At 61.1% G+C, this 24,802-nt stretch carries 25 protein-coding genes; 12 read left to right on the forward strand and 13 right to left on the reverse strand.

Annotated features, from left to right (window positions below; genetic code table 11):
- Nucleotides 1-77 precede the first annotated feature (77 nt).
- The 6 genes from tsaB to NW855_RS01165 all read left to right on the forward strand — a co-directional run bounded on the left by tsaB (nt 78) and on the right by NW855_RS01165 (nt 4,065).
- Nucleotides 78-761: a tRNA (adenosine(37)-N6)-threonylcarbamoyltransferase complex dimerization subunit type 1 TsaB gene (gene tsaB / locus NW855_RS01140; RefSeq protein ID WP_414402532.1), complete on the forward strand. Its 684-nt coding sequence runs from the start codon at nt 78-80 to the stop codon at nt 759-761.
- Between the two features lie 36 nt (nt 762-797).
- Nucleotides 798-1,355 carry an elongation factor P gene (gene efp, locus NW855_RS01145; RefSeq protein ID WP_011430134.1) on the forward strand — a complete coding sequence of 186 codons (558 nt, stop codon included), beginning with the start codon at nt 798-800 and terminating at the stop codon, nt 1,353-1,355.
- 67 nt (nt 1,356-1,422) lie between these two features.
- The gene (accB, locus tag NW855_RS01150) at nt 1,423-1,902 is read left to right on the forward strand and encodes an acetyl-CoA carboxylase biotin carboxyl carrier protein (protein ID WP_011430133.1); all 480 of its coding nucleotides are present in this window, start codon (nt 1,423-1,425) and stop codon (nt 1,900-1,902) included.
- Between the two features lie 100 nt (nt 1,903-2,002).
- A complete protein-coding gene (locus tag NW855_RS01155; protein WP_228375473.1) occupies nt 2,003-3,040 on the forward strand; it encodes a DNA polymerase III subunit delta' in 1,038 nt (345 codons plus the stop codon).
- 24 nt (nt 3,041-3,064) lie between these two features.
- A complete protein-coding gene (gene plsY / locus NW855_RS01160; RefSeq protein ID WP_011430131.1) occupies nt 3,065-3,676 on the forward strand; it encodes a glycerol-3-phosphate 1-O-acyltransferase PlsY in 612 nt (203 codons plus the stop codon).
- A gap of 29 nt (nt 3,677-3,705) precedes the next feature.
- Nucleotides 3,706-4,065, forward strand: a complete 360-nt coding sequence (locus NW855_RS01165; RefSeq protein WP_041438264.1) for a gamma-glutamylcyclotransferase — start codon at nt 3,706-3,708, stop codon at nt 4,063-4,065.
- Here NW855_RS01165 and NW855_RS01170 read toward each other — a convergent pair.
- The 11 genes from NW855_RS01170 to NW855_RS01220 all read right to left on the reverse strand — a co-directional run bounded on the left by NW855_RS01170 (nt 4,062) and on the right by NW855_RS01220 (nt 14,195).
- The gene (locus NW855_RS01170) at nt 4,062-6,251 is read right to left on the reverse strand and encodes a cation:proton antiporter (protein WP_099812167.1); all 2,190 of its coding nucleotides are present in this window, start codon (nt 6,249-6,251) and stop codon (nt 4,062-4,064) included. The two genes, NW855_RS01165 and NW855_RS01170, sit on opposite strands and share 4 nt — an antisense overlap.
- 233 nt (nt 6,252-6,484) lie before the next feature.
- Nucleotides 6,485-6,847 carry a cell division topological specificity factor MinE gene (gene minE, locus NW855_RS01175; RefSeq protein WP_011430128.1) on the reverse strand — a complete coding sequence of 121 codons (363 nt, stop codon included), beginning with the start codon at nt 6,845-6,847 and terminating at the stop codon, nt 6,485-6,487.
- 90 nt (nt 6,848-6,937) lie between these two features.
- On the reverse strand, nt 6,938-7,744 hold the full coding sequence (gene minD, locus NW855_RS01180) for a septum site-determining protein MinD (RefSeq protein WP_011430127.1): 807 nt from the start codon (nt 7,742-7,744) through the stop codon (nt 6,938-6,940).
- Complete coding sequence (gene minC / locus NW855_RS01185; protein WP_414346330.1) at nt 7,741-8,493, reverse strand: septum site-determining protein MinC; 753 nt, start codon at nt 8,491-8,493, stop codon at nt 7,741-7,743. The genes minD and minC overlap by 4 nt, the downstream gene beginning before the upstream one ends.
- 149 nt (nt 8,494-8,642) lie before the next feature.
- The gene (locus tag NW855_RS01190; RefSeq protein ID WP_011430125.1) at nt 8,643-9,149 is read right to left on the reverse strand and encodes a hypothetical protein; all 507 of its coding nucleotides are present in this window, start codon (nt 9,147-9,149) and stop codon (nt 8,643-8,645) included.
- A 104-nt stretch (nt 9,150-9,253) separates the two neighbouring features.
- A complete protein-coding gene (locus tag NW855_RS01195; RefSeq protein WP_414402533.1) occupies nt 9,254-10,462 on the reverse strand; it encodes a VLRF1 family aeRF1-type release factor in 1,209 nt (402 codons plus the stop codon).
- 87 nt (nt 10,463-10,549) lie between these two features.
- Nucleotides 10,550-11,236 (reverse strand): transglutaminase-like domain-containing protein, encoded by a 687-nt coding sequence (locus NW855_RS01200; RefSeq protein ID WP_228375472.1) that lies wholly within the window; start codon nt 11,234-11,236, stop codon nt 10,550-10,552.
- A 45-nt stretch (nt 11,237-11,281) separates the two neighbouring features.
- On the reverse strand, nt 11,282-11,401 hold the full coding sequence (locus tag NW855_RS01205) for a transglutaminase N-terminal domain-containing protein (protein ID WP_228375471.1): 120 nt from the start codon (nt 11,399-11,401) through the stop codon (nt 11,282-11,284).
- 694 nt (nt 11,402-12,095) lie between these two features.
- The gene (locus NW855_RS01210) at nt 12,096-12,266 is read right to left on the reverse strand and encodes a hypothetical protein (protein WP_011430123.1); all 171 of its coding nucleotides are present in this window, start codon (nt 12,264-12,266) and stop codon (nt 12,096-12,098) included.
- A gap of 115 nt (nt 12,267-12,381) precedes the next feature.
- Nucleotides 12,382-13,113 carry a 6-phosphogluconolactonase gene (gene pgl / locus NW855_RS01215; RefSeq protein ID WP_414508268.1) on the reverse strand — a complete coding sequence of 244 codons (732 nt, stop codon included), beginning with the start codon at nt 13,111-13,113 and terminating at the stop codon, nt 12,382-12,384.
- Nucleotides 13,114-13,187: 74 nt separating this feature from the next.
- On the reverse strand, nt 13,188-14,195 hold the full coding sequence (locus tag NW855_RS01220) for a phosphoribulokinase (RefSeq protein WP_011430121.1): 1,008 nt from the start codon (nt 14,193-14,195) through the stop codon (nt 13,188-13,190).
- Nucleotides 14,196-14,512: 317 nt separating this feature from the next.
- On the opposite strand from NW855_RS01220, the gene NW855_RS01225 reads away from it, so the two are divergent.
- The 4 genes from NW855_RS01225 to NW855_RS01240 all read left to right on the forward strand — a co-directional run bounded on the left by NW855_RS01225 (nt 14,513) and on the right by NW855_RS01240 (nt 20,860).
- Entirely contained in the window at nt 14,513-15,403 is an 891-nt protein-coding gene (locus NW855_RS01225; protein WP_414402534.1) for a ferredoxin--NADP(+) reductase, read from the forward strand.
- A gap of 92 nt (nt 15,404-15,495) precedes the next feature.
- Complete coding sequence (gene leuS / locus NW855_RS01230) at nt 15,496-18,117, forward strand: leucine--tRNA ligase (RefSeq protein WP_414402535.1); 2,622 nt, start codon at nt 15,496-15,498, stop codon at nt 18,115-18,117.
- 298 nt (nt 18,118-18,415) lie between these two features.
- Nucleotides 18,416-19,435, forward strand: coding sequence for a hypothetical protein (locus NW855_RS01235; protein WP_414389771.1), 1,020 nt, complete (start codon nt 18,416-18,418; stop codon nt 19,433-19,435).
- Between the two features lie 183 nt (nt 19,436-19,618).
- Nucleotides 19,619-20,860, forward strand: a complete 1,242-nt coding sequence (locus tag NW855_RS01240) for an AI-2E family transporter (protein ID WP_414508269.1) — start codon at nt 19,619-19,621, stop codon at nt 20,858-20,860.
- A gap of 44 nt (nt 20,861-20,904) precedes the next feature.
- Here NW855_RS01240 and pth read toward each other — a convergent pair whose 3' ends face one another.
- On the reverse strand, nt 20,905-21,582 hold the full coding sequence (gene pth, locus NW855_RS01245) for an aminoacyl-tRNA hydrolase (RefSeq protein ID WP_099812178.1): 678 nt from the start codon (nt 21,580-21,582) through the stop codon (nt 20,905-20,907).
- A 158-nt stretch (nt 21,583-21,740) separates the two neighbouring features.
- On the opposite strand from pth, the gene NW855_RS01250 reads away from it, so the two are divergent.
- The gene (locus NW855_RS01250; RefSeq protein WP_414402537.1) at nt 21,741-22,961 is read left to right on the forward strand and encodes an HD domain-containing phosphohydrolase; all 1,221 of its coding nucleotides are present in this window, start codon (nt 21,741-21,743) and stop codon (nt 22,959-22,961) included.
- A 265-nt stretch (nt 22,962-23,226) separates the two neighbouring features.
- Nucleotides 23,227-24,348: a methyl-accepting chemotaxis protein gene (locus NW855_RS01255; protein ID WP_414402538.1), complete on the forward strand. Its 1,122-nt coding sequence runs from the start codon at nt 23,227-23,229 to the stop codon at nt 24,346-24,348.
- On the opposite strand, the gene NW855_RS01260 is transcribed toward NW855_RS01255, so the two are convergent.
- Nucleotides 24,345-24,755 (reverse strand): DUF4359 domain-containing protein, encoded by a 411-nt coding sequence (locus NW855_RS01260; RefSeq protein ID WP_240527379.1) that lies wholly within the window; start codon nt 24,753-24,755, stop codon nt 24,345-24,347. The two genes, NW855_RS01255 and NW855_RS01260, sit on opposite strands and share 4 nt — an antisense overlap.
- Nucleotides 24,756-24,802: the final 47 nt, after the last annotated feature.

Raw genomic sequence — 24,802 nt, forward strand, 5'->3', positions numbered from 1 at the left:
AGCGCGAAGATTGACAACCTAACCTTAAATCATCCGTTAAGTTCTGTCAACTACCTCGCTTGATCCTGAGAGAGGCCATGTCAGTTCCCCGCTGGATTTTAGGGATCCACACCACCACGCCTGTTCTGGGCTTGGCCGTGTTGCCGCTGGAGGAGAAGCTGGGGGAGAGCCGCAGCCGGAGTTGGTGGCTGGATCGGGAGATGGCGGCGCAGTTGCACCCTTGCCTGAAGGAGTTCTTGGCCAGCCAGGACTGGTCGCAGATGGCGGGGATCGCTGTCGCTCTGGGGCCGGGAAGTTTTACCGGCAGCCGTTTGGGGGTAAGTGTGGCGCGGCTGTTGGGCCAGCAGTTGCGCATTCCGGTGTTCGGCTACTCGACTTTGGCGGTTCTCGCCCGCCAGGTGTGGCAGGAGCAGGGATCCCCGCCTCAGCCGCTGACGGTGGCGGTGCAGATGGACGCCAAGCGAGGGGAGCAGTATGGTGGCGTGTACCGGCTGGGGCCAGAACATTGGGTTGCCGAAGTGGCGGATCAGATCTGGGAAGAAGCGGCTTGGCAGAAGGTTCTGCGGCAGTGGCCCCAGGCTCTGGTCGTCGATGCTGCCGACTGGGTGGATCCGGCGCCTGTGCTGGCGTTGGCGGAACTGGCCCGCGCCGACTTCCAAGCAGGCTTGCGCCCTTCCTGGCAGACGGTGTTGCCTCTTTACGGACGTCAGCCGCCCATTGATCTCAGAGAGCTGAATCGGAGTGCCCCGCAGCCGGGGTAAGATTGGGAAGTCTGAGCAACGGATCCCTGTGCTGACATGATCTCAAGCAACGACTTGCGCCCCGGCGTCTCTGTGGAAATTGATGGCGCTCCCTACAAGGTGATCGAGTTTCTGCATGTGAAACCCGGCAAGGGCGCGGCCTTTGTGCGCACCAAGCTCAAAAATATGCAGACCGGCAACGTTGTGGAGAAAACCTTCCGCGCCGGCGAGATGCTGCCCGCCGCCACTATTGAAAAAGTGAATATGCAGTATCTCTATTCAGAAGGGGACAATTTCGTGTTCATGGACATGGAGACCTACGAACAGGCTCCCCTCAGCGCTGCCCAAATCGGCTCTGCCGTGAAATACCTGAAAGAGAACATGGAGGTGGCCATCCTGCGCTGGAAGGGGCAGGTGATCGATGTGGAGCTGCCCAACACCGTTGTCTTGGAAGTGGTGGAAACCGACCCCGGCGTGAGAGGAGATACGGCAACAGGGGGAACCAAGCCCGCCAAGCTGGAGACCGGCGCTGAGATCCAGGTGCCTCTGTTTATTAAGGTGGGAGAACGGGTGCGTGTCGATACTCGCACCGACACCTATATAGGCCGCGAGTGATGGCTCCCCCTCTTCTTGCCGCTGGGCTGCCGTTGTGGACAGGTGATGCATCAGGAGTAATCTTCCCTTGGATGTTGTCAATTGGCAGGAAGTTCGCCTTCTGCTGGCCGCTCTGCAGGAGAGCGACGTTACCGAGCTAATCCTGGAGTACAAGGATTTCCGCCTCACCCTGCGCAAAGGGATCCCGGCTGGCCTTGCTGCTGCTGCCGCTGCTCCGCCCGCTGCCCCGCCGCCAGAACCCCCCCCTGCTTCCCCTGCAGAAGCTCCCCCTCCTGAGAGCGCTCCTAAGCCTGCCCCCAGCCACTGGGTGGAGGTGACGGCGCCGATGGTGGGCACCTTCTACAGCGCTCCTGCCCCTGGAGAAACGGATTTTGTGCAGGTTGGCCAACGGGTGAACAAGGGCCAAACTCTCTGCATTATCGAAGCCATGAAGCTGATGAACGAGATAGAAGCTGAAACGGCGGGCGTGGTGAGGGAGATTTTGGTGAGCAACGGCCAGCCGGTGGAATTTGGCCAAGTTTTAATGCGACTGGATCCCACCGGCTAACAACAAGGCTGGGGCAGAGATAGGGAGGGATCCCTTGGTGGAGGAGGGGCTGTGGCAATTTCTCTTGCCGACCTTTGCCTGCGACTAGGCAACTTTGCCGATGCTTCAGCCCAGAGCTGCCGAGATGGTTGAGGGAGTCACGGTTCTGCCCCCCCAGCACATCGTCGGGCAGGAGCTGGCGGCGCGGCTGCTCGTGGCGGCCTTGGAAAAGGGGCGGGTGACCTCAAGCTACTGTTTCTTGGGACCAGAAGGGGTGGGACGGAGCCTGATGGCCCGCTGGTTTGCCCAGGCCCTCTTCTGCGAGGCCAGCTCAGGGATCCCTTGCGGCCAGTGCTCCAACTGCCGTTGGCTCCTCGCAGGCACCCATCCCGATCTCCACTGGGTCAGCCCCACCTATGTCCACCAGGGCCGCCTGATAGCAGCAGACGCCCCGGAGGCACAAGCTCTGCAGCGGCGCTCCCCGCCGCAAATTCGCCTGGAACAGGTGCAGGAAGTGGTTCGCTTCTGTGCCCGTAGGCCAATGCACGCCCGCCGCTCGCTAGTTGTACTGGAGGGAGCGGAAACCCTGACAGAAAGTGCGGCCAATGCCCTGCTGAAAACCCTGGAGGAGCCTGAGCCGGCCCACATCGTTCTTATCGCCTCCCACCACTCGCCTACCCCCCCTCCCCACCCTTTGCCACCGACGCTGCTGTCCCGCTGCCAGATGGTGCCGTTTCGCCGCCTCAGCTCGGCAGAGATGGAGCAAGTGTTGACAGCTTTGGGCTGCCCGGAGCTGCCCGGGATCCCTCGCTCTGAGCTAATTGCCCTAGCCCAAGGCAGCCCTGGACGGGCGCTGGCCGCCCAGCAGCACCTGCAAAGCCTTCCGCCGTCACTGCTGCAGGACCTAAGACGCTGGCCCCACTCGCTGCGGCAGGCGCTGGAAGTGGCTAGGGCAGTGGCTGCTCTCGATTTGCCGGCGCAGCTGTGGCTGATTGACTATCTGCAGCAGCAGTTCTGGGCGCAGGGATCCCGCCAGGCCATCCGGCAACTGGAGCAGATTCGCCAACAGCTTTTGCAATTTGTGCAGCCGCGCCTTGCTTGGGAGGTCAACCTGGCCGGATTCGACAGCAGTGGCAACCCAAGCCCTGTGGCAAAGTGAGGAGAGAGCGTTCAAGACGTGTCTATGCCTGCATGGCTTTCCGCCCTCCTTGCCGCCCTTGGAGGCTACCTGCTGGGATCCATCCCCACCGGCTACTGGGTGGGCCGTTGCTGGGGTGGGATCGACCTCCGCCAAGCGGGATCCGGCTCAACGGGGGCAACCAACGTGTTGCGGACAGTGGGCAAGGGGCCGGCGCTGCTGGTGTTGCTGGTGGACGCTGCCAAGGGAGCGGCAGCGGTGGCGCTGGGATCAGCTCTGGGCTCGCCGTGGTGGGTGGTCGTGGCGGCCCTGGGGGCGGTGATCGGCCATAGCCGCTCCTGCTGGCTGGGCTTCAAGGGGGGCAAGTCGGTGGCCACCAGCCTGGGGATCCTGTTGGCCATGGCTTGGCCGGTAGCCCTGGCTACCTTCGGTGTCTGGCTGCTGGGGATCGCCCTCACCCGCATCGTCTCGTTTAGCTCCCTGCTGGCGGCGGTGGCGGCGCCGCTCTTGATGTGGGCTCTGGGCCAGCCTCTGCCGTATTTGCTGTTTGCCTTGGCAGGGGGGGTTTATGTCATTGCTGCCCATCGCCGCAACATCGAACGCCTGCTGGCCGGCTCGGAGCCGCGCATCGGCCAAAAATGGGCCCAATCCCCCTGATCCCGGTTGTCAAAGTTGCGTAGCTTTACATGGAACCCTCCACCGTGGTTTTTGTCTACGGATCCCTGCTGCGGGGCGGCCAGTACCACAGCCTGCTGCAAGGGGCAGAGTTTTTGGGCCCAGACAGCCTCAACCACATCGACCTCTACGATCTCGGCCCCTACCCGATGGCCGTTCCTGGCCGCAACCGGCTCTACGGCGAGCGCTACCGCATTCCCTTGGGCCTGTTGCCCCGCCTAGATGAGCTGGAAGACCACCCGCGGCTATACGAACGGCAGTGGGTGCAACTGGAGAGCGGCACCTTTGCCTGGGTTTATCTGGGTCGGCCTGAGCAGGTGCAGGGGTGTCCCCTCATTCCTAGTGGCCGCTGGCTGCCCTGGGACCCCTAGAGATCGAAGTGGAGCTTGACGCCCTCAACATACTGGGGCAGTAGCTCGGCTGAGGGTGGATCCCATTCTGGGGGATCCAACTCTCTGGCAGAGGGAGCAACGGCCTCTACGGGGCTGGACGTGCGCTCCAGGTAGTAGATGCAATCTCCGCGTCGCCAGATGCCCGGCTCCGGCAGGTAGAACAGCCGACCGACCTGGGACGACTTGCCCTTCTCCCCAAACCAGCCTCCCAGACGCTGCGGACGCACCAGCAACAAAGGCAGGCAGAGATCGGCTTTGATGCGGTAGGCGAACTGATCCCGCAGCCGCTCCAACGTGGGATCCTCTAGCCCCATCTGGGCCGAAAAAGGGTTGAGCAGCGCTGAGCGCGCTGCCGCGATCGACTCCTGAGCCGAGGCCGCGGCGGATTGGGGGGGCTTCAGGCCCAGGTCCGCCAGGGTGGGCAGGGTGATCGAGCGCAGCTCGGCCCGATTGGCCTCCAGGTAGCTGGCCCAGCGCTGCAGTTGGGAAAAAGGGATCGGCAGGGTGCGGATCCCTTCCGAGATGGGCATCTCCGGCAGCAACACCGTCCAGATGGCGGCAGAAACCGAAAGCTTCACCATCAGCTCGGCAATGGCCCAGTTCACCTGCGGATCCAAAGTCAGGATCAACAGAGTTTCCGCATGGTCGATATCGGCCTTCAAGAAGGCTGACTCGCTCAGCACGGCTTCCTGCAAAGATCCGGGCAGCACCTGGCCAGGTTCCTCTGAGGACTCCGTCCCGCTGACGCGAACCGGCAGGGCTTTGGAGCTGCCATTGCCGCTGGCGGGGTGGGTCCCTGAGGTATGGCCGGCTTTGTGGCCGTTGAGCTCGGCGGGAAGATTGGCGGTGCGCTCGCGCAGACGGGATCCCGACGGCAGCGGCAGCACCTCCACCGCCTGGTTGAGGGAGCGCAGCAACTGGGCCAACTGGCCGACCAGGGGATGGTTGCCGATGATCACCGTAGAACTCCCCTGATCCAAGCCCAGCCAGCGGGCCACCCAGGCAGCGGTCAGCCCCTGCACCGTCACCGTGACCGAGATGGTCAAAAACACCAGCGCCTTGAGGGCATCCCCCCCGGTAATGCCCCGCTCGGTGAGCAAAATGGCAAACAAAGAAGCCACCGAGGCCGCCACGATGCCGCGGGGGGCCAGCCAGGCCACAAACAGCTTCTGCCGCCAATTCAGGTCGCTGCGCCAGGTACACAGCCACACGCTCAAAGGACGCACTACCAGCATCAGGCAGAGCACCGTGGCCAAGGCTCCCCACCCCAGCGCAAATACCGCCTTGAGCGAGAGGGTGGAAGTCAGCAGAATAAACAACACCGAGATGGCCATCACCACCAACTGGCCGTGAAACTGGCGCACGCTCCGCTCGGCAATGGCCGCCTTCTGCCGCACCACCAACCCGGCCATCACCACCGCCATTAGACCCGCCTCGGAGCGCAGCGACTGGGCCAGGGCAAACACCCCCAGCGCCCCCGCCAGCACCACCGAGTTGCGCAGCTCCTCCGTCAAAAACTGCCGCGACCAGAGCAGGAAGGATCCCATCAGCCAGCCCCCCAGCGCCCCCACCGCCGACCCAATGGCCAAGCGGCTAGATAGCTGCTCTAGGGCCAGCAAGAAACTGGGGTGGCCGGAGAGCACCACCTGCAGCACCACCACCGCCAAGATGGCCCCCACGGGGTCGATGAGCACCCCTTCCCCCTCCAGCAGGGTGCTGACGGCGGAATCGACCCGCACCCGCTTCAGGATGGGGTTAATCACCGTCGGCCCCGTCACCACCACCAGGGATCCAAACAAAAAGGCCAGGGGCCAGGGAAACTCCCCCAAATAGTGGGCCGCCAGCGCTCCCCCTCCCAAGGTCAAAAGGGATCCCAGCAACACCAGATTGCGCAAGCTGTCGGAGACCTGGTTAAGGCGTTGCAGCCGCAGGTTCAGCCCCCCCTCAAACAGGATCAGAGCCACCGCCAACGACACCAGCGCCTCCAGGCCAGATCCCATGATTTGGGGACGAACCCAGCCCAGGCCATCTGGCCCCAGCAGCACCCCAAACAGGAGCAGGAAAACAATGCTGGGCACTTTAACAAAATTGGCCAGGACTTGAGCCGCGATCCCGGCCACCAAGGCCAGCGTAAACAGGATCGTCAGCTCAAAGGAGTTTTCCATGCCGAGGCTCAACCTCCCTTAGCGCGAACTCCGTCCCGGCGACTTTGTCCTGGTCAGCATTGGGGCCACAGACGGTTTACCATGAGCAGGCTGCAAACAGCTACAAGGCACCCCCGGCCGGGACAGACACAAGTGGGAGCAAAGAGAAGGCATCTTGGCGAACAGACGCAGCCTAGGCGGATGTAACACTCTATGTAACACCTTGAATTACTGCTCCCTGAGTCTAGGGTAGCTCAGGGAGAAGGCGAGCTCAAATGGCCGCCCTCAGATGGGGCCGCTCCGGGATCCTGTTGTGGGTTCTCCCCTTCACAGGAATTGAGGCGGGCCTCCGCCAGGGGCTTGACACGGCGAATGGGGAGGTTGGCGATCAGGGCCGTCGTCCCCCCTTCTGCCGCCAAGTGAAACTGCATCCCCTCCGAATCCAGCTCCACATAGCGAGATACTACCCCTAAAATCTCCAGGCGCATCGCTTCCAAGGCTGCCGGGGTGAGGTCGGCGCGGTCGTGGGCCAAGATCAGTTTCAGGCGCTGCTTGGCTTGCTCGCGGCTGTTGCCGGAGTGGCGGGAAAAAAGCTGATCCAAGAAATCGAGAAGCATGGGCTTTATTGAAGGTGCATAGCAGGGAAAGCAAAGACTCCAGGCAAAGAGGATGATCCCGTTGAGATGGAGCTCAAGAGCCGTTGAGATTCAGAGCACCTTTTGGCTGAAAAACCGCTTGGCCTTTTCCCAGAAAGACTCGCCCAAGCTGGCCAACTTGGGAAATTCCACCGTCTCCCCTTCCAGCCGTCGGGCAATGCGCTGGATGGCCTGGGCAGCCTGAGTCGGGTTGGCCGAGAGGACTAGGGGCTCCCCTTTGTTGGTGGAGACGATCACCTCCCGGTCTTCTGGAATGATACCCACCAAGGGGATGGCCAGCACCTCCACCACATCTTCCACTGCCATCATCTGGCCAGCGGTTACCATATCGGGGCGCAGGCGGTTGACGATTAGCTGGATAGAGGAAATCCCTGCCGCTTCCAACAAGCCCACCACCCGGTCTGCATCCCGCACCGCTGCTACTTCGGGCGTAGTTACTAGCAGGGCTGCCGTTGCCCCCGCAATGGCATTGCGAAACCCTTGTTCAATTCCCGCCGGGCAGTCGATCAACACGTAGTCATGGCTGCTGGCAAGCTTTTCCATCAACTGCCGCATCTGATCCGGGCTGACTGCCGTTTTGTTGCGGGTTTGGGCCGCCGGCAGCAACGCCAAATTGGGGGTGCGCTTGTCCTTCACCAATGCTTGTTCAAGGCGGCATTCCCCCGCAATCACCTCCAAAGCCGTGTACACCACCCGATTCTCTAGCCCCAGCAACAAGTCCAGGTTGCGCAGGCCAAAGTCGGCATCCACCACCACCACCGAGCGACCCAAGCGCGCCAAGGCAGTGCCCAAATTGGCCGTTAGGGTGGTTTTCCCCACTCCCCCCTTCCCAGAGGTGACGACGATAACTCGGCTCATACCCCCCTCCGCAGAAAATCCTGAAGGCTGGCAATGCAGATGACACCCTCCTGCAAGTAAACCACCTCTGGCGTGTTGGGAGGGGATCCGCCCTCGGGTGGACGGGCCACCTGATCGGCAATGCGCAACTGAGTTGGCTCCAACTGTAAGGCCAAGATCACCGCGCCTCTATCCCCCTCAGCACCAGCATGCACCAGCCCTCGCAGCCGTCCCCAGACCCAAATGTCGCCGCCGGCAATGATCTCGCCGCCGGGGTTGAGATCCCCCAGCAGAAAAACCGAGCCACGGTGGCGCACCGACATCCCCGACCGCACCGTGGACCGCAGGTAGAGGGGAGTAGTATCCGGGGAGACGGGGGGAATCGCCTCCAAGGGGGAAGATTGTTCCACAGAATAGCCTAGGGTCGCCGCCGCGATCGCCGTCCCTCGGGATCCGGTTTGGACGCGCCACAAGGACAACCGATGCCGCGACAACAAGACGGCCAGAGTTTGTAGGGTGGGCAAGTCCAGCTCTCGCTCTTGGCACCACAGGGTCAGGGGGGCCACTCCTGCCCAGTAGGGTTTGCGGCTGCGCAATTGCCACACCAAATCGTCCCAGACTTCTTCCCAAGCCAGGGTGGCGGGCAAATGCAGATGGATCCCTTGGGCATCGCATCGAAAATAAACACCCCTTTCGGATCCCCGCGGATTAGAGGATGAGGTCGGCGAGACTGCAGAAATTTCCGGGTTCCATGCCGGGGATCCCATCATGGCTGCCCAACGATTTGCCTCAATACAAAGCCTTATCCTATTCCATTCGCCCAACGTCGGGAATGCGCTGCAGTCTATGTTGAGCTATCGGGGCCTTCTACACTGCTACCCTCGGGGCAAAAGGTTGAGAGCAGTGAGCTGCAGTCCAATCAGTCAAAATAGAAGAGCGTAACCACCTTGTGTTGCTCCTCAGCGTGCCTGCAGGCCTCCAAAAGCGTGACGCTGTCGTGGAAAACAAAGCAGATCAACTGCTGGCACTTGCTGACGATCTCTAGGTTGCACAGGCGGCTGGCCTCCGCCAGGGGCAGGTGGTCATTTTCGGGGTGCTCCACCAGATGCAGCACCTGCTCCAGGCTGGCCCGCGACTCTGCCGGCTGTCGCTCCAGGCTTTGGGGCAGGATCACCGTCAGGGATTTCATGTCCGCCCGCATGGCTCCGCGAATCACAGCCAGGTTGGTGCCAATGGCCCCGGAAGTGAGAATGCGGTTGCCGGTAAGGGCCAAAGCGTAGCTGAGGGTTTCGATGAGGTACTGGTGGGTGATGGGCACATGGCGACTGCCCAGAATGGCTATCCGCTTTGGCCCCACTTGCTGAATCGCAGCCAGCTCTTGCAAAAACGTATCAACGCTGGTGGGAAGATCAATAGACTGGGTCAACGGGATCCCTCAGAAAACTTTTCAGAGGTGGGCTAGGCTATGTTAGCCTACATTGCGGCTTCAGGATCCAGCCAGAGAGCTGCTCGACCCGGTTGGAGCGGCCTCTACCAGCGCAACAGCGCGGCTGCTCCTTGAAACTCGTGGAGCAAGCGGTCTTCGGCCTCGCCGCGGACAAACTCCAGCCTAGCGCCGAAATCGCGGGCCAGCACCCAGACCTGATCCCGCAGCGCCACCGGTTGCGGCTCTGGGCAGAGGAGCTGGGCCATCTCTGGGGTTCCTCCCACCGAGCCGTCTGGGCAGCGCCAGATGGTGGCCTCTAGCCTCCAGGGCAAGACAAGGATTTCCACTCGACCTAGTTGTAGGGCGTCCAGCACCGCATCTAAGCCCCAAGCGCCGGGCTGCTCTCGAATCCGCTCCAACAAAGCCAGCTCTCCTCGGCGCTCAGCGGCCTCCAGGACGGGTACCACTCGGTCGAGGATGTCTTGCGGCGTCGGTGTGTGAAGGTTGGCGGGGTGCCCCACCCGCGCGACGATGCGGTTGCGTAGGCCGCGGTTGAGATAGCCCTCAAAGTGGGACACCTGCCAGGCTTCGCCCATGAGCACCAGCCGCTCAATGCCCAGGCGATCCACTGCCTTATCCAGGGCGGAAGCCAGGCGCAGGTAGAGCTTGTGCATCCAGAGGCTGACCTTGGCCGCCTCCCGCTCCTTGGGGGAAAGCTTGTCGAAGGTGCCACCGCTGCGGGCGCGACGTTCGGCAACGGCATTTTCAATGCGGCCGGCCAGCTCCTGCAGTTCCTGCCATTCCTCGGCGCTGATGTTGGCAAAGATTTCCGTGTCCTCTCGCAGTTCTCCCAAAAAGAGCTCGTAGAAGCGCCACCTGCTGCCAGACAGGTGCAACACCCCACCCCGCTCGTATTCATCAAAGGCAAAGAAAAGGGGCGTGAGGTAAGGTTCCCCCCAGCGGGCCTCCACCCGCCCATGGGCCAGATCCACCACCGGCAGCTCCAGCTGCAGGTCGATTCGGCGCAGCACTGGCTTGCCGGCGGGATTGCGGCTGGCAAAAAGAACCAGGGTGCGGGCCGAAGGGCGCTCCTGCTCCACTAGAGCAAGGACTTGCTCGCAGAGGGAGTTATCGGGCTTGCTCTCCCCACTCTCCAGCAGCTCCTTGAGGGTATTCTTGATGCGTCTCACCCAGGCGCGGCCAGCATTTTCGGGACGGGCAGGGTTGATGTCGGCGTATAGCGAGAGCACGGGCTTGCTGCTGTCGCTAAAGGCAGCTTGCAGATCCTGGATCAGGGTGTTGAGTTCGTCCATGGTTTTCAAGAGAGGGCTCGGTTAGAACTAGAAGCTAGCAGAATATCACGGCAGGAGAGACGCTGACAGGGTTCTCAAAGGATCCCGCTAGGATATGGGGCTCAGTTGGGCTTGGCTCTGCAGGGCGGATTCCGCCTCGATGTGAATGGTGTAGTCCATCTTGCTGTGAACGCCTCTGCCCAGCCAGTGGCCGTAGATGGGGCCGGCATCTTTGGGGTAGGCACTGGCCGCCAAAGCCACATGGCCATCGGCCACGGCCAGCCCTTGGGTGGGATCGAACCCCCGCCAACCGGCCCCCGGCAGATACACCTCTGCCCAGGCGTGCAGGTGGCGGCGGACAGGCTCTGCGGGCTCTTTGCCGGTTGTGCCCTGGAGTTCCAGGTTCTCTTGCAACGGCGGGCCGACCTGGTAGCTGCTGACAAATCCTGCCGCCAGACCTACTGCCCGACAGGCCTCCATCAACACCAGCGTCAGGTCACGGCAGGAGCCGGTTTTGCGCTGCCAGGTCAAGCCGGCGGGCGAGGGATCCCCCTTTTCCCGCAGGATGTGACGGCACTCGGAGTAGATGCGTTGGTTGAGCGCCGGCAAAAAAGCCGTCGTCTCCCCCTGCACCTGATCCCACAGCTCCCAGGCCAGGCTTTGGATGCCAGCATCCGCCTGCGCCGTCCGATAAGGCTGCAATTGAGCTGCCAGCGTGCTGGGATAGTCAATCGGAAGATGGGTAGCCCAATCGCAGAGCAGATAGTCAAAGGGATTCTCCCGCAGGGTGAGCACCGTGGCCTGAGTTTGGACGCGCAGATGTTCGGTGGGATCCCCAAACTAGAGCTGAACCGCCGCGTTGCCATCCAGATCCACCAGCTCCGATTGGCCTGCCGGCGGCGGATCCACCCGCAGCTCAAAGGCCAAGAGGGTTTGGATCCCGTTGCAACGGGGCCGCAACCGCTTTGAACTTGCACAGGCTTGCCCCAGGACGGTCAACAGACAGGTTTTGTCGCAAGTCTTAGTCGCTCGTCTGTGCTACAGTTACCCAAAATTGGCGATCAAATATAGGTGGGGCTTTGCCTTGGGCAAGTGTGCAGGGGCGCATTGACGGTGCCTTGGAGGTTTGCTTGTGGCCTGGGTGTCGGGTCAGCAGGACGGAGGTTTTAGCTTCTGGGGGTGCGGAGGTGGATAAGCCCCGACTTGTACCCCCCTACTGGGGGGCAGTCAGGGTCGGGATACAGCCACCCCCGCAAAAATATCGTAGAATCAGATTGGCTATACAAGACGGCATTGCCGGAATCTGGTATAGCCCCGCGCTAGAGCATTCCGCGGCTGCATGCCTAACGGCACGGCACAGCCGGACGCAGAAGGTTCTCGCAGTAGCTCCCCGTTCGCGTCAGCGGCGCGGAGCGCTTTAGGGTGAGAGACGAGAGTATGTCACTCGGTGAAGGCGTCACCCTACCTTCGAGGAGCGGCGGTTGGCAAGGGCGTCGTCCGAGCTGGGGAGGCAGCCAAAGCATCTGAGGGAGCCTGCCGGAAAGCTCTCCTGCTGGAACTCCTGTAGCCGTCCGCTGCTCAAGCGACCAGACTGCCACAGGAGGCTGGGCTAGGCTCTGGCCTGAGGATTTGGCGAAGCGGCGCAGCTTTCCTCTCACTCGAGCTGGACTTGCCCCTTCAGCAAAGCCAAGATCAGCCGATCAATTGCCTCCAGATCCAATTCGTCGTAAAGCCGCTCCTGGAGGAAATGGCAGATTTGGGATTCTTGGCGGCGGCTGAGGTAGGTGCTCTGGAGAACCGATTCGACAATGAGTCGAATGGACATGGGGCAGCGCTCCAAACTCAACTACCCCCATCAAATTCGAAGGGAAGGGATGCAGCGGTGATCCAGGTCAAATCGCCATCTTCAGCCAGCGCTTTTTCGGCAGCAATTGGCCGGACTAGCCGAGCAAGGCCACCGCGGGCAGGGGCAGTTCAGCCGCTGCCGCCGCATCCAGCAGCCATAGCAGCCGTCCTTGGGGGTTGAGGCGCTGGCAGGGCAGGTGGGCCTCCGTTGTCAGCGCCTCCTTGACGATCGCGGCTTTGCTGGCCCCCGTTACCAAAACCACCACCTGAGCCGCCCTGTTCAAGACAGGGTAGGTCAGAGTCAGGCGCGGCTCCTCCCCTTTTTGGCCCACCGTCACCCAGCGGTGTTGCACCTCCAGGGCGGCTGTACCGGGAAATAAGGAGGCCGTGTGGCCGTCTTCTCCCACTCCCAGCCAGATCAGATCAAAGGCAGGGCATTCGGTGCCGAAAATCTGCTGCAGGGTCGCCTCGTACTCCGCCGCATCCCGTAAGGGATCTCCTGAGTGGGTGGGCATGGGAAAGACTTGGGAGGCGGGAACCCCGACCGTATCCAGCAGGATCCGCCGTACCATGCCGTAATTGCTCTCGGGGTGATCCGGGGGAACGTAGCGCTCGTCCCCCCAGAACAGCCAGGTTTGCTGCCAAGGGATCCCCGGCGCCTGGGTTAAAGCAGCATACAACTTCCGTGGCGTGTTTCCCCCTGCCAAGGCCACCGTAAAGCGGCCCCGTTGACGGATGGCCGCCGCGGCCTGCTCTTGCCAGATCTCGACCGCCCGCCAGAAAAAGGCTGTTCCCTCCGGCCAGATTTCCAACTGGAACCCTTGCATGGATCGCCACCTATCGCCGCTTGCCCAACTGCCCGAGCCAGGTCAAGGGATCCCCTTCACGCAGAGGCCAAACCTTAGGAAGCAACCGCCAGCTCTTTGGCTTCCGCCTGAATCTTCTCGTAGAGGGCCCGCAGCTTCAGGCCCACGATTACCTGGATGAGTCCAGAGCCATTGCGGGATCCAGGATATTCCGGGTGCTTGCGCAGCAGCTCCGTCAGCTCGCCGTAGTAACGGGTCGACAGGTTGCTCAGGTGGTTCTCGATGTAGATAACCTCTTCCAGCTTGTCGAAGGTGCCGTCAATTTCCAACACCGAAACCGGCTGGTCGAAGTAGGTGGAAGGGCCGTAGTGCAGGCGAATGCCTGGGTAGGAGCAGGTCAGCTTTTTGCCACAAGGGATCCAGTCGATGGTGGAGCCTTCGTCGAAGAGGTAAACATGGTCGAAATACCTCACCCCCTCCCGCTGGATCATGCGCACCCGCAGCACCTTGTGCTCCGGATCCAGCTCCGGCAGCAGCTTGGTGGGCAGCACCTCGATGACTACATCGGCATAGCGCTTCTGCACATCGACGTAGGCCTCGAAATCGGGGCGGCGGGCCTCAATGGAGCGCAACACATCTTCATAGGTGTGGCCCCGCTCGGCCATGTCCCGCTTCACCTTCCAGGCAATCTTGATCTCCGGCGCCAGATCCAGATAGACCTTGAAGTCCAGCAGCTCCCGCACCCGCTCGTCGTACATGGGGTGAAGGCCCTCCAAGACGATGATGGGGCTGGGATCCACCCGCTCCGGCGGGTCAATGAGCCCTGTCTCGTGGTTGTAGATGGGCTTCATCACGCTCTGGCCATTTTTGAGCGCCTTGGCCTGCTCGTACATGAGGTCGAAGTTGTTGGCGCGGGGATCCAGCGCCGTAATGCCCTTCTCTTTGCGCTGGTAGCGATCCAAGGAGTGGTAGTCGTCCAGACAAATGGTGGTAATGAGATCCCGGCCAAACAAGTCCCCCAACCGCCGCAAGAACGTGGACTTGCCACAGCCAGAATCTCCGGCAACACCGATCATTACAATACGTTCAGGACTGCTTGCCATGGGAACTCCTTGGGGATGGGCAGGGCAAAACTGAGAGGAAGCCTCTAAAAAAGTTACTGTTCTTTATGGTCTTGCATATTACCACAAGACGCTCCCCCACAACCGAGCTTGAGGCCAGAGAGGCGGGCGGCGTCAAGGAACAATTTAACAAAAACTGCCTGTTTCCCGGCGACGACTGAGGAGAAGAGAAGTTTTCCGGGCGGGCTTTCTCAGGATCGGCCTGGGGTGTTCCCCTCCGGCAAGTTCCCTTCGGGCGGGCGGGCTGCTAAGGTGTTTGCTAGAGAGTTTTCTCCCATTGCCAGGAGCAGATCGCCGTTATGGTTGCCAGCGCCCAAAAGCGAGAAGTTGTTGTCAATCTGTACCGTCCCAACGCGCCCCTGATCGGCCAGTGTGTAGAGACCTACTCCCTTGTGGGGGAAGGGGCACCCGGCCTGACCAAGCACATTGTGCTCAGCCTGCCGGATCCCAACTACCGCTACCTGGAGGGCCAAAGCGTTGGCATTATTCCTCCTGGCGTAGATGACAAGGGCAAGCCCCACAAGCCCCGCCTCTACTCCATTGCCTCTACCCGCTATGGCGACGATGGCGAGGGGCGCACCGTTTCTCTGAGTGTGAAGCGGGCCGAATACGTGGATAAGGAAACTGGCCAGCCGGGAGTGGGAGTCTGCTCGGGCTTCCTCACCGATCTCCGAGCTGGGGATGAGGTGATGATCACGGGGCCGGCTGGGAAGACGTTCCTCCTGCCGGAGGATCCAAACGCCAACCTGATCTTAATTGCCACTGGCACGGGCATTGCTCCTTTTCGGGCTTTCATCAAGCATTTGCTCGAGGAGGATCCCAACTACCAAGGCAAGATCTGGCTGTTTTTTGGGGTACCCACCACTTCCAGCCTGCTGTATCGGGGCGACCTGGAAGCCTGGAAAGCTGAGCATGGGGACCGCTTGCGCGTCGACTACGCCATCAGCCGCGAGCAGCAAACCCCCGATGGCAAAAAGATGTATGTGCAAAACCGCATGGCCGAGTACGGCGCCGAGCTGTGGGAGATGCTGCAAAAACCTAACACCTACGTCTACATCTGTGGTCTCAAGGGGATGGAAGATGGCATCAACAGCGTCATGGCTGCCGTAGCCCAACAAGCAGGCCAAGACTGGAGCAGCTTCCAGAAGGAGCTCAAGAAAGCTAGCCGCTGGAACGAGGAAACCTACTAGGGGGTCCTGGAGGTTTCTGGAGCGGCCAAAGCATGCCAAAATGCTGGTATCTAGGCTCCCCAGAGCAAAAGGTTTTCCAGGAGTCCTAAGCTGTGGACGCGCGCTACAATCCCCAGGCCATTGAAAGGAAATGGCAGGCCCACTGGCGTGAAATTGGGCTGGATCGCACGCCGGAGCTAACAGCAGAAAGTCGCAAGTTCTACGCCCTGTCGATGTTCCCCTACCCCAGTGGCAGCCTGCACATGGGGCATGTGCGCAATTACACCATCACGGATGTGATTGCCCGCCACAAGCGGATGCAGGGGTACGCGGTGCTGCACCCCATGGGGTGGGATGCCTTTGGCTTGCCGGCAGAGAACGCCGCCATCGATCGGGGGATCCCGCCGGCCAAGTGGACTTACCAGAACATTGCCCAAATGCGGGATCAACTGCAGCGGCTGGGGCTTTCCTACGACTGGGAGCGGGAGATCACCACTTGCGCCCCCGACTACTACAAGTGGACGCAGTGGCTCTTCCTGCAGTTTTTCAAAGCGGGCCTGGCCTACCAGAAGGAGGCGCCGGTGAACTGGGATCCGGTGGACCAGACCGTCTTGGCCAACGAGCAGGTAGATGCGGAAGGGCGCTCCTGGAGATCGGGAGCTCTGGTGGAAAAGCGCCTCCTCAAGCAGTGGTTTCTCAAGATCACGGCCTATGCCGACCAACTGCTGGCTGACCTGGAGAAGCTCTCCGGCTGGCCGGAGCGGGTGCTCACCATGCAGGAGAACTGGATTGGCCAGTCGGTGGGGGCTAGGGTTGTCTTCAAAACCGAAACAGGGGAGGAGCTGCCGGTGTTCACCACCCGGCCTGACACCCTCTGGGGAGCCACCTTCATGGTGCTGGCGCCGGAGCATCCCTTGGTGGAGAAGCTCACCACCCCTGAGCAAGAGGTTGCCGTCAAGGCCTACCGGGCCGAGGCCGCTGCCCGCAGCGAGATCGAGCGCAGCGCCGAAGACCGCGAAAAAACGGGCGTCTGGACGGGATCCTACGCCATCAACCCCGTCAACCAAGAGCGCATCCCCATCTGGATTGCCGACTATGTGCTCATGGGCTACGGCACAGGAGCCATCATGGCCGTGCCCGCCCACGACCAGCGGGACTTTGAGTTTGCCCGCCAGTTCGGCCTGCCCATCAAGCTGGTGGTGCAGCCGCCCCAAGGGGGGGTGACGAGTGCTGAAGATCTGCAGGCGGCCTGGACGGGGGAGGGGGTGTTGATCAACTCCGGCCCCCTGGACGGGATCCCGGTGGGCAAAGGCCCGGGGCAAAGTGTAGAAAGGGCCATCGCCTGGCTAGAAGAGCAGGGGCTGGGAGAACGGCAGGTCAACTACCGCCTGCGGGATTGGCTCATCTCGCGACAGCGCTACTGGGGCTGCCCCATTCCCATCATCCACTGCCCCCACTGCGGCATTGTGCCGGTGCCGGAGGAGGATCTGCCGGTGCTGTTGCCCGAGGATGTGGAGCTGACGGGGCGAGGGGGATCCCCCTTGGCCCAGTTGGAGGACTGGGTAAAGGTGAAGTGCCCCGCCTGTGGTGCCGACGCCCGCCGCGAGACGGACACGATGGACACCTTTATCTGCTCCTCGTGGTATTTCCTGCGCTTTAGCGATCCCCGCAACGACCGCGAGATCTTCCGCAAGGATCTGGTCAACGCCTGGCTGCCGGTAGATCAGTACGTGGGCGGCATCGAGCACGCCATCTTGCACCTGCTTTACTCCCGTTTTTTCACCAAAGTGCTGCGGGATCTGGGGTTGTTGAATTTCGATGAGCCCTTCTCCCGCCTGCTAACCCAGGGGATGGTGCAGGCGCGCACCTACTACAACCCCAACAAGTCCGGCAAGGATCGCTGGATCCCTACTGCATTGGTCAAGGATCCCAACGACCCGCGGGATCCGGAAACCGGCGAGCCCCTGCAGGTTATCTACGCAACTATGTCCAAGTCCAAGGGCAACGGCGTGGATCCGGAAGAGGTGCTGGCCAACTACGGGGCAGACACAGCCCGCATGTTCATCCTCTTCAAGGCGCCGCCGGAAAAGGACTTGGAGTGGGACGATGCCGATGTGGAAGGGCAGTTTCGCTTTCTCAACCGCGTCTGGCGGCAGGTGTACGAGTTTGTTGTTCGCGGTAGCGGGACGGAGTCCTTGCAGGGCAAAGCCGCCGAGCTGCTGCAGGCCAAGGTTGAAGCAGGATCCCTGACCAAAGCGGAAAGGGATCTGCGCCGCGCCGTGCACACGGCCATCAAAGAAGTCAGCGAGGACTTGGAGGAGTACCAGTTCAACACTGCCATTGCTGGGCTGATGAAGCTGAGCAACGCCCTGGCTGAAGCCGAGATCCCGGACTCGCCAGTCTATGCGGAAGGGATCCGCACCTTGGTCTTGCTCCTAGCCCCCTTTGCCCCCCACATGGCTGAGGAGCTGTGGCAGGCCCTGGGCGGCACCGACTCAGTGCATCGCCAGGCTTGGCCTACCTATGACCCGGCGGCCCTAGTGGCCGATACGGTAACGATTGTGGTGCAGGTCAACGGCAAGCTGCGCGGCTCCTTTGAAGCCCCTGCCGATGTCACGCCCCAGGAGCAGGAGCGGCTGGCTCTGCAATCGGAGGCGGCGCAGAGGTATCTGCAAGGGATGACGCCGAAGAGGGTCATTGTGGTGCCGAAGAAGCTGGTTAACCTGGTTGTCTAACTCTCATAAACTACCCCACCGTATGGACGGGTGGGGTTGCCCCGCTTACCTGACGGCAAGGCTTTTGTCTCTTCCTCTGCCCCAGTTGCCTCATGGATCCCGTGTGGGGCTCTCAGCTCCTGTAGCCAGCAAAGAATCGTCGCGTGGAGTTGGTCGATCTGGCCGGCGGCAGGATCCCCTGGGGGGAGTTTCCGAGTGGTGGCGCAGGACGGGCATTGCCGAAAGTCTGGACACTGCGGCTGTGGCGAACTAGCTTAGAGGCAACTCTTTTTTCAAGCTATTTCGTGGGGTGGGATCCATGCTGAGGCCCAGTCTTTTGTTGTCCGGATCGGCGCTTTTGGGTTTGCTGTCTTGGCTGTGTTTGAGCGGCGAATGCGGCTGGTTGGCTTCCCTGCGCAAGGGACGGGGCGCTGTCCCTGAAGTTGCCTCGGCGCCAGCGCAGAGTGTTCAAGTGACGGCATTTGCCGATGAACCCGATCCTGAGCTCCTGCTCAGGCAACAAGCCCAACTGCAAGCCCAAGTACGGCAGCTTGAGCAGCGCTCTCAGGCGCATCAGTTGCTGGCGCAGCGGGGGATCCCTCTTTCCACCCAGGCTGGCGAGCGTTTTCACTTGGATCGCGTCTATCTGGCGCGGCTAGCTCAGTTTCTGGAACAAGAGCCGGGGAACGCGCAGCTCTATCTGCAGCGGGCTCAATACTTCTGGGATCGGTTGCAGAGCGATCCCCTGGCCTTGCCCGAGCCGGAGCAGGCGGCTGTCGTTGATCACCTGATGCGCAGAGCGCTACAGGATCTGGACATTGCCATTGCTTTGGATCCCTATTTGCCTGAAGCTTACTTGCTCAAGGCCAGAATACAACACGAGTATTTTGGGGAGCTGCAGCAGGCTTTGGCAACTTTGTCCCCTCTGGATCGCATTGCCTATCGCAACCCCCAACTCCACTTGTTGCGCTCTCGCATCTGGGCCGAACAGGGACATCTGGAATCGGCGTTTGATGTGTCGCACCTGGCCATCGAGCTGGCCAAGCAAAACCAAAGCTCTGCCGATCTTTTCGATGCTTATGTCCATCGCGGCCTGATGTGGGCCAGCATTTGCGACTTCAACTTGGCCGTTCAGGATTTCAGCCGAGCTATCGAGGTGCAGCCGCAGCAAGCCGAGGGCTACTACCACCGCGGCATGGCACGCGCCTATCAGGGAGAGGATAGGGCCGGTGCCGCTGCCGATCTGGGCCGTGCTTTGACGCTGTGGCAGGCTGCAGGCAGAGGATCCCCAGAGCTGCTGGAATATGTAGAAGCAGTACGGATGGAACTGTTGCGGTAACTCCACTGCTAGCTGGTTTTCTGCTGCGGATCTTTGTCTGGGCTATTGAGTAGAGAGGTTGCGGGTTTGGCGTCTTTGGGCAAGGGGCGTTTGGCAAGTTCGGCTAAGCCAGGCCAGGATGGTAGAGCCGTCTGTTACCCCGGGGGACTGAAACGCCCCCCTTGAAGAGAGCCCAGCCAGATGATGAGCCGAAGACAGCTGACCCTCTCCGTCTCCTCCATAGCCCTGGTAGTGGCCACAGGGATGCTGCTGCTGTTGCTGTGGCAACTGCGCAACCTGGTGGTAACTGTGATGATCGCGGTGGTGGTGGCGGCGGCGCTGGCTCCCCTGGTGGATCTGGCGGAGCGGATGCGGATCCCCCGTTGGCTGGGGGTGGTGGTGGTTTATCTGAGTTTCATTGCCGGGATTGCCGGCTTGGCTCTGCTCATGGGTCCGACGGTGGTGACCCAGACCCAGCGGCTGCTAGCAAGGTTGCCCTCTTACCTGGAGCGGCTCCAACTGTTAGCAGACACCTGGATTGCCGATCTGGCAGGGGTGGATCCGGCGGCGCTGGACTACTTGAACCAGTTGCTGGATCCGCAGTCGCTGATGAACTGGGCAGTTCGCTCAGGACAACAGTTGCTGGTGCAGTCCTTCGATTTCACCCGCGGTCTGCTGGGCGGCCTGTTGACCGTAGTGCTGACCCTCTTCATTTCCGGTTATATGCTGGTGAGCGGCTCTGACCTGGTGCAGGGCCTGGTGGAGCTGTTCCCCTACCCCTGGAATGAGCGGTTGGCCCAGCAGGTGCAGCCGATGGCGCAACGTATGGGGGGCTACATCCAGGGGCGGGTCTTGGTCTCGGCCATTTTGGGGGTGATGATTGCCGTCTCGCTCCGCTTTTTGGGCCTGTCGGAGTTTGCGCTGGCGCTGGGGGTAATCGCCGGGTTTACCAATCTGATTCCCTTTATCGGCCCAGTCTTGGGATCCCTGCCGGCTTTGGTGGTGGCCATCGTCCAAGGGGGCTGGACTTTTTTGTGGGTGCTGATCCTGTACGTTGCCGTGCAAAACCTGGAAACCTATGTGTTGGATCCCTTGTTGGTGGGATCCTCGGTGCGGGTGAAGCCCTTGTATCAATTGCTGGCGGTGCTGGGGGGCACTCAGTTGTTGGGCATTGTTGGGGCGGTGATCGCGCCCCCCTGGGTAGCCGGTATGGCGGTGCTGCTGGAGAACCTTTATCTCAAGCCCAAGCAGGAGGCAGAGCTGCGCGCCAAGCTGTGCGCTCAGGCCGCCGAAGCCTCCGGTTCTCTGGCTTGGCGAGGGATCGGTAGCAACCTGGAGGGATCCTTGCCCTCTCCTGCCACTGGGGAAGCCGACTCCCTGACGCGGCCAGGCGGTTCTGAGGAATTGCCGCGGGTGGAAGATCGCGTGGCCGGACGCAGTCCTTGATGAGGCGACTTTGCTTAGTCAGACAGCGGGGCGGGATCCCGGCATCAGCTTTCTCCGGGCGCAGTCTTGGCTGGGTTGAGAGGAGCTGGCTGATCTTGCCGATCTGGCCCAGAGAAATCCAAAGGGTTGAAGCGGTTCATGGCCGTCTTCAATCCTTCTTGCAAGCAACACTCCACCGCTGCCACTGCCGCCCTTAGAACCCGGTCCAGCACTGCCTGCTCAGCGGGTTCAAAGCTCCCCAAAACATGCCCAACCCTGTCTTGGTGGCCTTTGGGCTTGCCCACGCCCAGGCGCAAGCGGGGGAAGGCTTCGCTGCCCAAGTGCTCAATGACAGACTTCATGCCGTTATGTCCGCCGGCGGAGCCAGATCCCCGCAGCCGCAGGCGACCCAGGGGCAAGTCCATATCGTCGTACACCACCAGAACCGAGGCAGGATCCAACTTGTACCAATCCAACACCGCCCGCACCGCCTCGCCAGAGCGATTCATGTAGGTCTCCGGCTTGAGCAGGCGCCGCTTGCCCCCCAGGGCAAAACCTTCTCCGTAGCTACCTTGGAACCGCTTTTCCAAAGCCAACGGGATCCGCCAGCGCTCCGCTAGCCGGTCCACCACCATAAAGCCGCAGTTGTGCCGGGTGTTGGCATACTGCGGGCCAGGATTGCCCAGGCCAACGATGAGCTGGAGGGCAACCTCCTCTGGCGGCTGGGTCTTGACCTGGGTCACAGCGTCTCTTGCCTCCCTAGGTAAAGTAGAGTAGCAGAGTTCCTTTGGATAGGCGGCCCTAGCCTCATCGGAGCAGCGGCAGGATCCCTGCTAGAGCTCTGACATCGCTCCATTAGGAACGCTTCTGAGAACACTCGTAACCCGGTGGAGGACAGGTTATGTCCCATGGGCCTGCTGCCTTCGATCTCTGTCTTGGCGAAGCTGAATTCGAGGCCGTTGCTGCCTTGCGCTTGAGTCAGCGGCTGATCCAAGTGGGGATCGCCCTTTCTTCGGAAACGGATTTAAGGCGCCTGCTGGAACTGATTGTTGCCCAAGCCCGCGAGCTGACGGGTTGCGATGGCGCCAGCCTGTTCATCCGCGAAGGGGAGGAGTTGCGCTTTTTTGTAGTCAAGCGCAACGAGGAACTGCAGGATCTGCGCCTACCCCTTACTCCTTCTAGCATTGTGGGCTATGTGGTGCTCACCGGGGAGAGCTTGAATCTGCCGGACGTCTATCGCTTGCCAGCGGGCTTGCCCTATGCCTTCAACTCCCAAGTCGATCAGCAGACCGGCTACCGCACCCGCTCTTTGCTCACGGTGCCGATGCGGGATCCCTCAGGAAATATCCTTGGCGCCCTGCAACTCTTGAACCGTCTCAGGCCGGATCGCCCTGCCAACCTAGCGCCCAACCAGGTGGCTGACTGGAGCCAGCCGTTTTCTGAGCTGGAAGTCCGGGTGGCAGAAGCCCTGGCTTCCCAGGCGGCGGTTGCCTACCAAAATGTGCGCTTGCGGGAAGAGCTGAAAGCCGCTCACCTGGAAACGATTTTCTGTCTAGCCCAGGCTGCCGAATACCGGGATCAAGACACCGCCTTTCACCTCAAGCGGATGAGCCACTACTCCCGCAGCATTGCCAAACAGTTGGGCCTCTCCAGCCATGAACAAGAGCTGATCTTCTATGCCAGCCCCCTGCACGATGTGGGCAAAATCGGGATCCCGGATGCCATCTTGCGGAAGCCAGGCCCCCTCACCCCCGAAGAGCGTCTAATTATGAACCGCCACCCCGAGATTGGCTACGAGATCCTCAGTAAATCGGACTCGGAGCTGATGAAAAAAAGCGCCATCATTGCCCTCACCCACCACGAGAAGTTCGACGGCAGCGGCTACCCGCGGGGCCTTAAGGGAGAAGAGATCCCGCTGGAAGGGCGGATCGTGGCTTTGGCCGATGTCTTCGACGCTTTGGCCAGCCGCCGCCCCTACAAAGAAGCTTGGGATCTGTCAGATATCTTTCGCTTCGTGGAAAGCCAAAGCGGTAGCCACTTCGATCCTCAAGTGGTGGCAGCTTTTAACCGTGGCCGCAGTGAAATTCTAGAGATCTACCACCGCTACCAAGAGCCTCGCTGAGCTCAGAGCCGGCCAAATCGCGGATTTGGAGTATCCCCTCTTGCCGGGATCCCCACTCGGCAACGGGAAAAACCCGCCTTTGTCTTTTTTTTCAACCGATCCCCAGCCTGCGACCGTAGCCAGGGAACGAGATCCCAAGGCAAACTAAATGCAGTCGGCAGTAGTCTCCTGGCAAGCCGACCAGAGCCACTTTTGTGTGTTTCCCAATACATAGCACATCTACTGGCTACCTGTCTCGACCCAAGCTGCGCCGAGGATCCCTGTGATGGCTACCCTGACCAATCCGCCCACTCCCACCCTCTCGATCCACACCAAGCTGCGCGATCTGGCCCTGGTGGACTTTCAGGTGAGCGAGTCCACCCCTTGCGAGAACGTGGTGCGCCGCCTAGAGGATGACAGCAGCCTTTCGGGGGTGATCGTGTTGGATGAGCGGTCACAAGTGCAGGGGATGCTGACCCGGCGCGCCATTTTGGAGTGGATGCTGAGCAAGCCCTACGGCCTAGACGTGTTTTTGAAGCGGCCCATCAGCTCGATGGTGGAGTTCCATGGCCGGGGTTTTCTCCTTCTGTCCGGCGACTGCGATGTGTTGCAAGCGGCCAGCCAGGCCTTCCAGCGGCCCCAAGAAACCATCTACGACCCGGTGGTGGTGCAAATTGGCCCGCAAGACTACCGCCTTTTGGATGTGCCGGTGTTGTTGGTGGCTCAGTCCCAGGTACATCTAGCCACCCAGCGGAAGCTCGAAGAACAGCAGGAGGAGATGAAACGGATCCTGGCCGAGCTGGAGCAGGAAAAAAACCGCAGCCTTCAGTATGCCCGCGATCTGGAGCGGCAAAAAGCCGAGATCCTCAGCCAAAACCTGGCTTTGGATCGGGAGCGGCGCCAAGCCCAGCAGCGCTCGGAAGAGCTGGCCCGCCTCAACGCCCGCATCATCGAGATCAGCTCGGTGCTCTCGGAAAAGGGCAAATCCACCTTTGCCGCCACCTTTGCCGGGGTAGAGGCGGTGCGCCGCCTATTTCAGGACATTGCCGACAGCAACCGGGAGCTCTCCCGCGAGCTCAAAGAAATCAACACCATCGTTGACTTGATCGTAGAGGTGGCAGGCTATATTCGCCTGCTCTCCTTTAATGCGGCTGTGGAGGCCAACCGCAGGGGTGGGGGCGGCGGTTTTGGTGCCATTGCCCAGGAGATCCGCAAATTGGCGGGGCGCACCACCGAAGCCAGCAACCGCATCCGCGGCTTGGCAGAGCGCATCCAACGCCAAAGCCAATCCACCCTGCAATCGGCTCAGGCCAGCGCCGAGATGGTGCAATCCCTTTACCAGCAGGCGCAGTCGGCCCAGGCAGCCCTGGAGGAATTGCAAGCGCTGTTGGAGCAGGCCCAGGTTTAGCCCTTTTGGGGAGTGGTTTTGCCCTCGCGGATCTCATAGGTATAGAATTGCCCTGCCACGGCCAAGGTTTCAAAGTGGTAGGTGGGCAGGGAGATCCCCAGCGGGCCAAAGTTAAGCAACGACAAATCGGTGCTGTAGAGGCTGAAGAGGATGAAGTTTTGCCGGCGGGTCTGGCGCAGAAACAGCTCCACCAGCTCTGGTTGCAGCTGTTGCACAAGGGCGTGACATTCCTCAATGAGGGTGGGCAAAAAAGCTGGGATCTGGGCGCAGTATTCCCGTGTAGCATAGGCAGCCAATTGGTCTCCTGCGTAGGCTCCGTACTCTTCCGGGGTGGGATTGGTGATGGCCAAAGCAGCCACCCCCCCAGCCAGAACCAGTCCGGAAAGCAAGGAAAAGACCCTCAGCATAGCGGCCTCCGAAACAAGATTTTCCATTCTGCTACGGGCTTGAGGTG

The organism is Synechococcus sp. RC10B2 (assembly GCF_047502635.1).